This window comes from Ancylobacter sp. VNQ12 (genome assembly GCF_049445835.1).
Taxonomy (GTDB): domain Bacteria; phylum Pseudomonadota; class Alphaproteobacteria; order Rhizobiales; family Xanthobacteraceae; genus Ancylobacter.
This window is the reverse complement of sequence record NZ_JBMSDU010000015.1, coordinates 46,460-59,186: the sequence shown is the minus strand read 5'-3', so window position 1 is coordinate 59,186 and position 12,727 is coordinate 46,460. Positions and strand designations below refer to the sequence as shown.

Genomic DNA, 12,727 nt, shown 5'->3' with positions numbered 1-12,727 from the left:
CCTCCATGTCGCCCATGAAGATCGCTGACGACACCGCCCGCATGCCGACCGGCGTGAGCAATCCCGACGAGGAAACCCAGAAGCTGGGCCAGCGGATTCGCGACCTCCGGCTCAAGGCGAGCATGACACTATCGGATCTCGCCAAGGCGACCGGCGTCTCCATCGGCACGCTCTCGCAGCTCGAACGCGGCCTCGTCTCGCCGACCGTGCGCACGCTTTATACCGTTGCAAACGCCCTCGGCGTCATGCCGGCCTGGCTGATCGATCCCTCGCAGATCAAGAGCAGCACCTCGGAAAGCCGTTATATCGTAAGGGCCGGCAACCGCTCGCGCCTGCTCGACATCGACGGCATCCGCAAGGACATCGCCTCGCCGGCAGCGAGCGAGCGGCTGCGCGGCTTCTTCATGGTGATCCAGCCCAACTGCAACTCCGGCCCCCAGCCCTATTCGCACAAGGGCGAGGAAATCGGCTTCCTGCTGTCGGGCTCGCTCGAATTGCAGATCGACGGCGAGACGTTCAGCCTCAACGAGGGCGACTGCTTCGCCTTCTCCAGCGACAAGCCGCACCATTTCGCGAATCCCGGCTCGCGCCCCGCATCGGTGTTCTGGGTGAACGCGGATATTTAGCGGTTTTAGTTTTCAGAATTTTGAAATTCAACATTGCAGAACTAAAAGTCGGCTGTCATAGTCCCTTCGTGCCCCACGGGGCGAAGCCGAGCCGCCAGGGGCACCGTGTTGCCCGGCCCCGCCCGGAAACCGAAGGACACGCCAGCCTTGGCCAACTCATCCTCCGCATCGGACCTCAGCTCAGGGACGGCCCTCCTCCTGCTGGCTCCGCTGACGGCGGTGATGCTGCTGATCCTGCTCTATCCGCTTGGCCTGACAGTCTGGACCAGTGTCTATGACGGGCAGTTCTCGTTGGCCGCCTACGCCGATCTCGCCACCAGCACGCTGTTCCTCAAAGTGCTGCGCAACAGCTTCGAGATCGCCCTCGGCGGCACGCTGGTGAGCCTCGCCTTCGGCTATCCCGTCGCCCTCCACCTTGCCGCACAGACGCCGCGCCGGCGCACCGCCTATCTCATCATGGTCATGCTGCCGTTCTGGACCAGCATTCTGGTCAAGAGCTTCGCGCTGGTGGCGGTGTTCGGCAATCAGGGCCTGATCAACCAGCTCCTCGGCCTGCTGAGCGGCGGCACGCTCAACCTGCCGATGATGTTCAACCGGGTCGGCGTCATTCTCGGCATGATCAACTTCCTGCTGCCCTTCATGATCCTCTCGATCCTCGGCAGCCTGCTCTCGCTCGACCGCCGCCTCATCCTCGCCGCCGAAACCATGGGCGCCGGGCCGCTGCGGATCTTCCGGAAGATCACCCTGCCGCTTTCCATGCCGGGCGTGATCGCCGGGGTGCTGATCAACATCACCCTGTCGATCGGCATGTACATCACCCCCGCCCTCCTCGGTGGGCGGCAGGACATGATGGTCGCCAATCTCGTCGACTTCTACACGAGGCAGACGCTGGACTGGACCGCCGCCTCGGCGACCGCCGTGGTGCTGCTGCTGCTGTCGGGCGTGCTCGTCGCCCTGCTCGGGCAGGTGCGCGGCGCGCGCGGCCTTGCGGGAGCGGGCGCATGAACGAGCTGTTCGGTTCAAGCCGCCTCGCGCGCGGCCTCGTCTCGTCCGCGGCCTGGACCTGCTATCTGTTCCTGCTGCTGCCGAGCCTGATCGTGATCCCGATCTCCTTCGGCAATCCCGGACAGATCGAGTTCCCGCCGCGCCAGTTCACGCTGGAACTCTACCGCCAGTTCTTCACCGATCCGGCATGGTGGGGCTCCACCGTGCAGAGCCTGCTGGTCGCCAGCATCACGACGGTCGCCGCGCTCGTCCTCGCCGTGCCGGCCGCCTATGCGCTGGCGCGCTCGCGGCTGCCGGGGCGCGGGGGGTTGCAAGGGCTTTTCATGATGCCCATGCTGGTGCCGGTCATCGTGCTCGGCCTCGGCCTTTATCTCCAGTTCTCGAACTGGGGCCTGCTGGACACCACTGCGGGCATCGTCCTCGCGCACATCATGCTGACGACGCCCTACATCATGGTGTCGGTGATGTCCGGCCTGCACCATTCCGATGTGGCGCTGGAAACGGTCGCCTCCATCATGGGTGCCTCGCGTCCCACGATCTTCTTCAAGGTGGTGCTGCCGCAGCTCAAGGCGTCGATCGCCGTGGGCGCGCTGTTCGCCTTCCTGATGTCGCTCGACGAAGTGGTCGTGGCCTATTTCCTCACCGGCACGGACAGCATGACGCTGCCGGTCAAGATGTACTCCTCCATCCGATGGGAACTGACGCCGGTGCTCGCGGCGGTTTCCACGCTGCTTACCGTGCTCTCGCTGCTGATCGCCCTCGGGATCATCGCGATGCAGAGCAAGACCGAGGCCTCCGCATGACCGCCACGCCCGTCCCCGCCATGATCGAGCTTCAGGGCGTCGCCAAGAGCTATGGCGATGTCCACGCCCTGCAACGCACCGACCTGTCCGTCGCCAAGGGCGAGTTCGTCACCCTGCTGGGCCCTTCGGGCTCTGGAAAGTCGACCCTGCTCAACCTCATCGCCGGTATGACCAAGCCCAGCTCGGGCCGCATCGTCATCGACGGTCGCGACGCCACCACGCTGCCGACCAACCAGCGCGGCCTCGGCATGGTGTTCCAGAACTACGCGCTCATGCCGCACATGACCGTGTTCGAGAACATCGCCTTCCCGCTGCAGGTGCGCCGGCTGCCCAAGGCGGAGATCAGGCTCAAGGTCCAGCAGGCGCTGGACCTCATCCAGCTCGGCCATGTCGCCGACCGCCGGCCGCGCGAGCTTTCCGGCGGCCAGCAGCAGCGCATCTCGCTCGCCCGCTGCATCGTCTACAACCCCGCGCTCATCCTCATGGACGAACCGCTGGGCGCCCTCGACAAGAAGCTGCGCGAACAGATGCAGCTGGAAATCAAGCGCCTGCATGCCGAGCTCGGCATCACCATGCTCTATGTGACGCACGATCAGGACGAGGCGCTGACCATGTCCGACCGCATCGTGCTGATGAATGGCGGGCGCATCGAGCAGCAGGGCGCCCCGGATGCGCTCTATTTCAAGCCCGAGACGGTGTTCTCGGCCGAGTTCATCGGCTCGTCGAACCTCATTCCCGGTACCATCGAGATCGACGCCGACGGCGCCTATGCGCTGAACACTGCGCTCGGCCGCTTTCCGGCCCCGGCACCCGCCACCGCGATGAAGGCGGGCGATCGCGCCGTGCTGCTGGTGCGTCCGGAGAACATGGCGCTCACCGCGTCCGGCAACGCGACAAGCATTGCGGGCCGGCTGGAGGATTCCATCCTGCTCGGCGGCGTCGTGCGCCATTTCCTGCGCTGCACCGACGGCACCACCCTCATCGTCCAGGAGCTGAACCAGCCCGGACGCACCGGCGCGCACCGCGGCGACGAAATCCACGCCGCGTGGCTGCCCGCCCATGCCCGCCTGCTTCCACCGGCGCCGGCCGGCTGACCGACGCCCGTCATCACGATAAAAAGAGGGGAAGTGCCTATGTCCAAGACCCTGCTCACCACCTCCCGGCGCGGCCTGCTGCGCGGCGGCGCCGGCCTGCTCGGCCTCATGGCGGCGCCCGCCGTGTTCACCGGCCGCGCGGCGGCTGCCGACACCACGCTGACCGTCACCTCCTGGGGCGGCGACTACAACAAGTCCGTACGCGAGGTTTTCGCCGACCCCTTCACCGCCGAGACCGGCATCAAGGTCGTGCTGGTCGACAATGGCGACATGGCGAAGGTGAAGGCGCAGGTCCAGGGCAACAACGTCCAGTGGGACGTGATCGACGCCCCCGCCGCCTTCGCCACGTCCGGCGCGCGCGACAAGCTCTGGGAAGAGCTGGACATGTCGATCATCAAGCCCGGCCCGCTGGTCTCCCCGCCCGAGCCCGACTACATGCCGATGTATCTCTACAGCGGCGGCATCCTCTGGGACGACAAGCGCACCCCCGACGGCAAGCACCCGACCGACTTCGCCGGCTTCTATGATTTCGAGAAGTTCCCCGGCCGCCGCGTCATGCGCTCGCTCGCCTCCGAGACGCTGGAAGTCGCGCTGGTGGCCGACGGCGTCGCCCCGAAGGACCTTTATCCGCTCGACGTCGACCGGGCCTTCCGCGCGCTCGACCGCATGAAGCCGCACGTCTCCAAATGGGCGGCCACCACGCCCGACCAGGTGAACGCCGTGGTGCAGAATGAGGGCGACTTCTCCTACAGCTACTTCAACCGCGTGAAATCGGCCCAGAAGGCCGGTGCGCCGCTGGCTTTCTCCTTCGAGCAGACGGTGAACTCGCTCGACTATTTCGCCGTCCCCAAGGGCACGAAGAACAAGGAAGCGGCGATGCGCTTCATCAATTTCTGCCTGAAGCCCGACCGGCAGGTCGCCTGGGCGGTGCGCGGCTATTACCTGCCGAACAGCATCGCGGCGATGGACGAGGTGAAGAACTCGCCGGCCAGGGAGTTCCTGCCCGACCTCAACAACGGCAAGAACGTCATCGTCAATTCCAAGTGGTGGGGCGAGAACTACACGACGGTGCAGAAGCGCTACGCCGAGTGGATGCTCACCTGATCCGCCGTTGAACGCGCCCCGCCCCGGTCATCGGGGCGGGGCGTTTCCAGTGCCCCTCCCCCCGCCTGCCCGATCCTCCGGTTCTCCGCCATGTCCCATGCCGCCTTCCTCACCGAACTGACAGCGATCCTCGGCGAGCGCTATGTGCTCACCGACGCCGTCGATACCGCGCTGTTCCTCACCGATCATCGTGGCCGCTATCACGGCAAGGCGCTGGCCGTGGTGCGTCCGGCCTCGACCGAGGAGGTGTCGCGAGTGGTGAGGGCCTGCGCGCAGGCAGGGGTCGTGGTGGTGCCGCAGGGCGGCAATACGGGTCTCTGCGGCGGCGCCACCCCGCTGGAGCCCCGCCCGGCGATCGTCATCCGCCTCGACCGCATGAACCGGATCCGCGCGGTCTCCCCCGCCGAGGAGACGATGGTGGTGGATGCCGGCTGCATCCTCGCCGACATCCAGGCCGCGGCGGCGAAGGAGGGGCTGCTCTTCCCGCTCAGCCTCGGCGCCGAGGGCAGCTGCCAGATCGGCGGCAACATCTCCACCAATGCCGGCGGCATCTCGGTGCTGCGCTATGGCAATACCCGCCAGCTGGTGCTCGGCCTGGAGACCGTGCTGGCCGACGGCACGGTGCTCGACAGCCTGCGGCGCCTGCGCAAGGACAATGCCGGCTACGACCTCAAGCAGCTCTTCATCGGCGCCGAGGGCACACTCGGCATCGTCACCGGCGCGGCGCTGAAGCTGTTCCCCGGCATCCGCTCGCGCTGCGTCGCCATGATGCAGCTTGCCAGCGTCGAGGATGCGCTGGCCATGTTCGCCCGCGCCCGCAAGGTGTTCGGCGAGAACATCTCCAGCTTCGAGATCATCGGCGCGTCCTATATGGACTTCGTGCTGCGCTACGTGCCCGGCACGGCGATGCCCTTCGCACAGAAGGCGCCGTGGTACCTGCTGCTGGAGGCCGGGGATTCCCAGCCCGACGCACCGCTCGCCGACACGATGGAAGCCTTGCTGGCGGAGGCCTTCGAGGCCGGGCTGATCTCGGATGCCATCATCGCCTCCAGCCTCGCGCAGGAAGAAGCCATCTGGAAGCTGCGCCATGGCGTGACCGGCGAATTCAAGCTCGCCGGCAAGACCATGTCGCACGACACCTCGGTCCCGGTCGGCGAGCAGCCCGCTTTCGTCAAGCGGGTCGAGGACGGCGTGCTGGCGGCTTATCCCGATGCCAATGTGATGATGGTTGGCCATATCGGTGATGGCAACATCCACGTCGTGGTGCTGTTCCCGCACGAACGCTTCGCCACGCCTGACGAATTCGAGGCGGCTTCCGACATCATCGACATCATCATCGACGACGTGGCGATGGACCTCGGCGGCTCCATCACCGCCGAGCACGGCGTGGGCACCACCTACCGCAAGCGCCTGGCTCGCACCAAGAACCCGGCGGAACTCGCCTTGATGCGGCAGATCAAGACGATGCTGGATCCGACGGACATGATGAATCCGGGCAAGCTGTTCCTGCCCGCCACCTGACTGCCGGTCGTGCCGCCTGGCCAGAAGCCTCACCCACCACGAAAGACGTGAGCGACCAACGCCTCGCGGAACGGCTCCCCTCCATGACCCTCGTCAGTCCCCTGCCCCCGAACGTCTACCGGCTCGACGCTCCGCCCGCTCCCGCGACGTCCCAGCTCGACGGCTCTCAGCGCACCTCGGTGGCCATCATCGGCGGCGGCATTGTCGGCCTCACCACCGCGCTGCACCTGGCCCAGGCTGGAACCGACGTCGTGGTGCTGGAGGCGAACGAACCGGGCTGGGGCGCCTCCGGCAATAATGGCGGCCAACTCAATCCCGGCCTCAAATTCGATCCCGACACGGTCGAGGAGACCTGGGGTCCAGATCTCGGCCGGCGCATGGTCGCCTTCGCCTGGGATACCCCCAACCGCACTTTCGCGCTGATCGAACGGCTGGGCATCGCCTGCGATGCCCATCGCGGCGGCACGCTGCGCGCCGCCCGCAGCGCCAAGGCACGCGGTGCCGTCGAGACCACCGCCCGCCAGTGCATCGCCCGCGGCCTGCCGGTCACCTGGCTCGACAAGGAAGCGACCCGAGCCGCCACCGGCACTGACGCCTATTACGGCGCGATGCTCGATGCCAGCGGCGGCAATCTCAATCCTCTCGCCTATTCGCGCGGCCTCGCCCGTGCCGCGATCGCCGCCGGCGCGCGCATCCATGGCGGCACCCGTGCCCTGGAACTGTCGCCCATGGCCGGAGGCTGGTCGATCACGACGCCCGCCGGCACGCTCAAGGCGGAAAAAATCCTGATTGCCACCAACGGCTTCACCGATGACCTGTGGAGTGGCCTGCGTCAGACCCTTGTGCCCGTTTACAGCGCCATCGCAGCGACCGAGCCGCTGCGCGAGGACATCCGCGCCAGCTTCATGACGGGAAGACCCTCGGTCTATGAGAGCGGGCGCATCACGGTCTATTACCGCATCGACGCGCGCGGGCGGCTGCTGATGGGCGGGCGCGGGCCGATGCGGGCCATTTCATCGCCGGATGCCATTTCCTATCTCACCGACTATGCGGTCCAGCTCTGGCCGCAGCTCAAGGGCGTGCGCTGGACCCATGGCTGGAACAGCCAGCTTGCCATCACCAAAGATCATTGGCCGCATATCCACGAACCCTCGCCGGATGCGCTGATCTATCTCGGCTGCAACGGGCGCGGCGTGGCTCTGGGCACCGCCATTGCCGAACAACTCGCCGGGCGACTGCTGCATGGAGCCGCATTCGAGCTGGACCTGCCGGTCGTCGCGCCGAAGTCCATCGCCTTCCACGCCTTCTGGCCGCTGGGGGTGCGGGCGGAGGTTCTGCGCGGGCGCATCCTCGACCGGCTGGGCCTCTGACGACGCCGTTCCGGAACATCGGTAGCCGGCCGTTGCGGCCGGAGCCGCTTCGGCATCAGAAGCGCCAGCTCAGCCCGACATTGAGGCCATTGTCGGACATGCCTCCCCCAAAGGCCCCGGAATAGGACACGGCCAGATGCGCGGCCGAGGAGAGCGGCAGCGACAGGCCACCCTCGAGCACCAGCGTGTCCTCGGCCAGTGGCACACCGGCGATCGAGAACGGCGTGCCTCCGGCAAAGCTGAGGGTCGAGGTCGGATCAGTGTCGCCGAACGCATGGCGCCAGCCGGCCATGCCGGTGATCTGGCCGCGCAGCGAGCCGAGGGCGAGGTCGATCGAGGTGCGCAGGCCGAGGGTGGTGAAGGTCACCCCGGCATCGCTCCCCTTGGCCGACAATGCGGCCTCTCCCCCGGCTTCCGTAAAGCCGCCGCTGGAAGCGTTGACATAGGCCAGCCCGGCAAATGGCTCCAGCATCGCGGGGCCGAACGCTATGCGCCATCCCACATCGGCGAACAGCTGTGCCGTGTCGCCGTCATAGTCGCCGCTCAGGCGGTCGGAGAATCCGGGGAAGGCCACCGTACGGGTCGTGTCGAAATCCTGGTGGGTATAGGCCGCGCCGAGGCGCACCCCAAGCGCGCCGAACTGGCCACCGCCATAGATACCCGCATGCACGTCGTCGCTGTCGGCCGAGGCGCCGCCCGAGGCAAGATCATAGCTGCTCTGCCCGAAGCCGGCGAAACCACCGACGCGGAACGCCTCGCCCACCGCGCGGTCGGCGCCGACCAGGAAGCCGCCGATCGTACGGTCGAAGCCGGCGGCGTTCGCCGTGCCGTCGAACGTTCCCCATGACCCGTAAGCCTGCCCCCAGACAGCCATGTCCTGCTCGACGGACGGGAGCGTCATGACCGCACCCGTCGGCGCGACAGCGTCTCCAGACGCCTGCCGCAGGCGACCTATAGCGGCATCGCGCACGAAGCGACTGTCCTCCAGCGCGGCGCTTTGCAGGCTCGGGTAGAGGTCGCCCGACAATTGCGTGAAGGCGAGACGCGCGGCCGCATCGGACATCTGCGAGCCAACGGCGTCATGCAGGAAGCTGCCGGCCGGCAAGTCGTCGAGCGCCACCGCGGTCGCCAGCTGGTTCGGCGTGACGGCGGCGGCAGCGAAGGCCCGATCCTGCATCACGTCGAGATAGACACCCGTTCCGTCCATGACCGCTTCCACAGCGTAGAAAGCGGAGATGGAGTTGTCGCCCACCAGCGTATAGCTCCCGGTTATCCCGCCAGCGGCGGTGAGCACGCTGAAACGGGTGCCCAGAGGCGTGACACCGCCGAGGCCGGTGATGCTGATCTGCGCGCCCTCGGCCAGGGTGGCAGTACCGCCGACGGCGATGAGGTCGGCGGCGGCGCCGGCTACTTCGACCGCGTAGAGGGCGTCCGCCGCCTGAGTGAAATCGCCCGCGACCGTCACCGTGCCCACGGAATTACCCGGCGCGACCGTGGCGCCGGACGCCAGCGCCAGCGCCCCCACACCACCATTGCCGGCGAGCGTGGCGCCATCCGCGACGCGCACGGCCCCGCCCAGCGTTCCCGCCAGCGAGAGCGTGCCCGCGGCGACATTCGTAGTGCCGGTGAAGGCCGTGCCGTCGCCCACGTAAACCAGCGTGCCGGTGCCGGTCTTGACCAGCGCCCCGCTCCCGCTGAGGTCGTTGGCCAGCGTGCCGGATTCCGTCTGGTCGATCACCAGCACGCCCTGATTGAGGATCGATCCGCTGCCGAAGCTGGTGGCGGAACCGATCAGCGTGCCGCCATGGATGTAAGTCCCGCCGGAATAGCTGTTGAAGCCGGCGAGCCGGGTGGTGCCGGCATAGGCATCCACCGTCAGCGCGCCGGAGAGGTCGGCGGCGAACAGGTAGTCGCTCGCCGTGTGGTTCAGCACCAGATGCGCACTCGCGCCCGACTGTACGGTCAGCGCCCTGGTCTCCAGCATGCCCGGCCCTGCCGCCGCACTGCCCGCCGCGCCGCCGATGATGATATCGGCGGAAAGGCCGGCATTGCCCTCGTCATCGACGACACCGACCGAGACCTGATCGGCGGCGAGAGTGCCGCCATCGGACAGCATCAACCGGCTGGGAGTGACCCCACCCAGCAGAAGCGCGCTGCCGGCATCGAGGCGCGACCCGCTGCCGCTCACGGCGATCTCGGACTCGCCGCCCAGTGCGTTGACCAGGGAGGCGGCGACCTGCCCGCCATTCTCCACGTGCAGGGTGCCCTGCCCACCCTCGCTGGCGACCGACAGCTCGCCATTCACGGTCCAGCTCGCGCCGGCGCCGTCGACGCTGACGAACCCCCGCGAGCCCGGCCCGGCGCCGAGCGCCGCCGCACCTGTGGCGAGCGTGCCCGCCGCACCCACCCGCACCTCGCCGCTGCCGCCGAAGCCGACGAAAAACTCGTTCGCCACCACCAGCGAGGCTCCGGAGCCGATGAGGATCTCGCCATGGCCTCCGGGCTCGTAGCCGGTCACGGCAAAATTGGTGCTGACCGTCGCACCATCGCGGACGCTCAGCCCGCCAACGCCCCCTGCCCCGACATAGAGCACTCCCTCATTGCTCCAGCTCGAGCCCGAGCCGGCCACATCGACCACGCCGATGGTGCCGAAGAGGTAGCCGATGACGCCATCCCCTGAGCGCAGCGTGCCGCCATCGGCGACAGCCAGCGTGCCGTTGCCGCCATAGCCCACCACAACCGACTGTGAGGCGACCCAGCTCGATCCGGCGCCCGCCACGGCGACCTGCGCGGGATTGTCGAGGCCGACGCCGATCAGGAGGTTCGCACTCGTCGCAGCCCCGCCATCATAGATGAACACGACGCCGTCGCTCTGGACGCGGACGTCGCCACGACTGTCCCAACGCGCGCCAGCTCCGCCCACCGCCACCAGGCCGGGCGAGAATTCATCGCCCACCACCGCATTGGCGTTGGAGATATGGGCACCGTCCGCGACGACGAGAATGCCACTGCCACCGCCCGTCGCAACGGTGAGGTCTCCGGCGATCGTCCATTGCGCACCCGCGCCCAGCACGGCCGCCTGCCCGGTGCTGTTCGCATTGCCGATCAGCCCGGACGTGGACGTCACCACCGCGCCATCGGCGACCACCAGCGATCCACTCCCCAGGGCGCCGACGGTGATCGCGCCGGCAGCATCCCATCGCGAACCTGCACCGTCGACGGTGACATTGCCGGTGGCCGCGCTGACGCCGTCGCCGATATTGCCATGCCCGGACGTCATCACCGCTCCGTCGAGCACGGAAATCGTGCCGTTGGTGCCGACGGCGAGCGAGCCCTCCACCCGGAACGCCGAACCGGAACCGCTGACCACGACCTCGCCACCGGGCGACAGCAGTCCCGCCACCACCGTGTCGCCTGACGTGACCACGCCTGCGTCCGTGATGGTCAATCGCCCGCTGCCGAAGCCGCCCACGGTCATGCCGCCGGCATTGATCCATGCCGAGCCGGCTCCCGTCACCTCGACCGAACCGATGATGCTGGAGCCCGCCACGCCGAAATCGGCGCCGCCCGAGGTCAGGAGCCCACCCCGCTCGACGAGAATCGTGCCATTCGCATCGAAGCCGATGGAGAGGTTGCCGGAACTGCGCCAGGCGGACCCGGCGCCGGAGATGGTCGCCCCACCCGCCGCAGACTGCCCCACCGTGCCGCTGGCGCCGGATACGGAGGCGCCGGCCAGCACCTCCAGTTCACCCGTGTCGCTGGCGCCGACCACCACGGCGCCGCCGTTCGACAGCGTCGTTGCCGGGTCGGTCACGATGAGCGTCCCGCCGGGGCCGCCCGCTCCGACATAGGTGTTGTCGTAGGACACGCTGGTGCCGTGCGAGAAGCTCACCGTGCCGGTGACCGTCAGGTCCTGCGCGCCGGCGGGCACGGCGCCGTGACCCAGGCTCAACGCCGCGAGGGAGGCGGACGTAGCCAAGGCCACTCGCCCGCGACATGAGGCGGCCTGTCCACGGCATGCCATTTCAATTCTGCGCATCGAGACCTGTCCCTAAGCGTCGCTACGCCATCCGGCGCCGGGTTTCCGCCGTAACAGCTTGAAGGGTCGCGCGTTTGACCGTCCTTGCTATTGGCCTGCGATGATCAGCGGTTGATGCACAGTGACAACAGTGCATTCAAGGCGTGCACGGCACCAGCAGGCTGACGCTGAAGCAGCCCCGCGCGAGCCAGGGCGGGGCACGGTACATCTCATAAGCCGGGGCCTCGCCGAGCGCCCTGCGGTTGCGGGGCAGCCACACCGCACACAGCCCGAAGACCGCTTCCGGAATAAGCTGGTAAGGCCCGTCCACATCGAGCCGGATGAAAGCGGACTCGCGCAGGGACAGGCGCCGCAGCGGGGCCCGGAGATTGGGAAAGGTGGAATATGTGTCCACCACCGTGCAGTCGTAGCGGATCCGGTCGGGAGCGGTGAAGCCGGGATCGTCATAGAGGATGCCCACGGCGGTCATCTGCTCCAGCGGCAGGCCGGCTGCCTGCAAGGCGCTGGCGAAGCTGTGCCAATGGGCAGGCACCTGTGCCAATGGGCCATGGAAGCGCATGCCGATCAGCGGCATGGCGACCTGTCGTACCGGTGTTGCCGGCTCGACAAGGTCGACATGCAGCCGTCGCGGTTGCGGCGCCCGCGCCTGCGCCATGGCCCGCAGACGGTTTGGCGCCATGGCGAACTGTCGCGTGAAAGCGCGCGTGAAGGCGGCCTGGCTACCGTAGCCGCTCCTCAGGGAGGCTTCGATGATGGAGGTGGACGACCGGCAGATCAGCGCCGCGGCATGGGCGAGCCGGGTGCGCCGGACATAGGCGCCGAAGGTCTCGCCCATGAGTTCGGCGAACCGGCGATGAAAATGGAACGGGCTCATGCCCACCCGCGCGGCGGCCGCCTCCACGGTGCGGGGAGCGGAGGTATCGCTCTCGATCCAGTCAAGCGTGGACAACAGGAAGCCGTTTTCCACCAGCGGCGGCGGCGGCGTCAGCGAATCGGCCCCTGCTCCGGGGAGGTCCAGTCGCTGGCTGGCGAGCGGCCGTTCATCCTCGAAGACGGCACGAATGCCGCTGTCAGCGTCCATGGCCACGCGTCATCAAGCCTCATCTGGAATCCGCGGGAGCGCGCCTGCCGGGAGCACAGCTGATGTTCGCACACCAACATTTAC

9 protein-coding genes are annotated in these 12,727 nt (G+C 67.7%); 7 read left to right on the top strand and 2 right to left on the bottom strand.

Going from position 1 to position 12,727, the window contains the following annotated elements:
- Positions 1-5 precede the first annotated feature (5 nt).
- From ACO2RV_RS18085 to ACO2RV_RS18055, 7 genes are all read left to right on the top strand, one after another.
- Positions 6-626, top strand: coding sequence for a helix-turn-helix domain-containing protein (locus tag ACO2RV_RS18085; RefSeq protein WP_423295535.1), 621 nt, complete (start codon positions 6-8; stop codon positions 624-626).
- 147 nt (positions 627-773) lie between these two features.
- Positions 774-1,631 carry an ABC transporter permease gene (locus tag ACO2RV_RS18080; protein WP_423295533.1) on the top strand — a complete coding sequence of 286 codons (858 nt, stop codon included), beginning with the start codon at positions 774-776 and terminating at the stop codon, positions 1,629-1,631.
- On the top strand, positions 1,628-2,434 hold the full coding sequence (locus ACO2RV_RS18075) for an ABC transporter permease (RefSeq protein WP_423295531.1): 807 nt from the start codon (positions 1,628-1,630) through the stop codon (positions 2,432-2,434). Before ACO2RV_RS18080 ends, ACO2RV_RS18075 begins: the two co-directional genes overlap by 4 nt.
- On the top strand, positions 2,431-3,528 hold the full coding sequence (locus ACO2RV_RS18070) for an ABC transporter ATP-binding protein (protein ID WP_423295528.1): 1,098 nt from the start codon (positions 2,431-2,433) through the stop codon (positions 3,526-3,528). The genes ACO2RV_RS18075 and ACO2RV_RS18070 overlap by 4 nt, the downstream gene beginning before the upstream one ends.
- A 39-nt stretch (positions 3,529-3,567) precedes the next feature.
- Entirely contained in the window at positions 3,568-4,632 is a 1,065-nt protein-coding gene (locus tag ACO2RV_RS18065) for a polyamine ABC transporter substrate-binding protein (RefSeq protein WP_423295526.1), read from the top strand.
- 90 nt (positions 4,633-4,722) lie between these two features.
- Positions 4,723-6,153, top strand: coding sequence for an FAD-binding oxidoreductase (locus ACO2RV_RS18060; RefSeq protein ID WP_423295524.1), 1,431 nt, complete (start codon positions 4,723-4,725; stop codon positions 6,151-6,153).
- 83 nt (positions 6,154-6,236) lie between these two features.
- Positions 6,237-7,523: an NAD(P)/FAD-dependent oxidoreductase gene (locus ACO2RV_RS18055; RefSeq protein WP_423295522.1), complete on the top strand. Its 1,287-nt coding sequence runs from the start codon at positions 6,237-6,239 to the stop codon at positions 7,521-7,523.
- Between the two features lie 55 nt (positions 7,524-7,578).
- On the opposite strand, the gene ACO2RV_RS18050 is transcribed toward ACO2RV_RS18055, so the two are convergent.
- Positions 7,579-11,502 carry an autotransporter domain-containing protein gene (locus ACO2RV_RS18050; protein ID WP_423295520.1) on the bottom strand — a complete coding sequence of 1,308 codons (3,924 nt, stop codon included), beginning with the start codon at positions 11,500-11,502 and terminating at the stop codon, positions 7,579-7,581.
- Between the two features lie 196 nt (positions 11,503-11,698).
- A complete protein-coding gene (locus ACO2RV_RS18045; protein WP_423295518.1) occupies positions 11,699-12,643 on the bottom strand; it encodes an AraC family transcriptional regulator in 945 nt (314 codons plus the stop codon).
- Between the last annotated feature and the right edge of the window lie 84 nt (positions 12,644-12,727).

Excerpts from the sequence above, each read along its gene's own strand:
- ACO2RV_RS18085 (WP_423295535.1), top strand. The coding sequence starts at position 6 with ATGTCGCCCATGAAGATCGCTGACGACACCGCCCGCATGCCGACCGGC.
- ACO2RV_RS18075 (WP_423295531.1), top strand. The coding sequence starts at position 1,628 with ATGAACGAGCTGTTCGGTTCAAGCCGCCTCGCGCGCGGCCTCGTCTCG.
- ACO2RV_RS18070 (WP_423295528.1), top strand. The coding sequence starts at position 2,431 with ATGACCGCCACGCCCGTCCCCGCCATGATCGAGCTTCAGGGCGTCGCC.
- ACO2RV_RS18065 (WP_423295526.1), top strand. The coding sequence starts at position 3,568 with ATGTCCAAGACCCTGCTCACCACCTCCCGGCGCGGCCTGCTGCGCGGC.
- ACO2RV_RS18060 (WP_423295524.1), top strand. The coding sequence starts at position 4,723 with ATGTCCCATGCCGCCTTCCTCACCGAACTGACAGCGATCCTCGGCGAG.
- ACO2RV_RS18055 (WP_423295522.1), top strand. The coding sequence starts at position 6,237 with ATGACCCTCGTCAGTCCCCTGCCCCCGAACGTCTACCGGCTCGACGCT.
- ACO2RV_RS18045 (WP_423295518.1), bottom strand. The coding sequence starts at position 12,643 with ATGGACGCTGACAGCGGCATTCGTGCCGTCTTCGAGGATGAACGGCCG.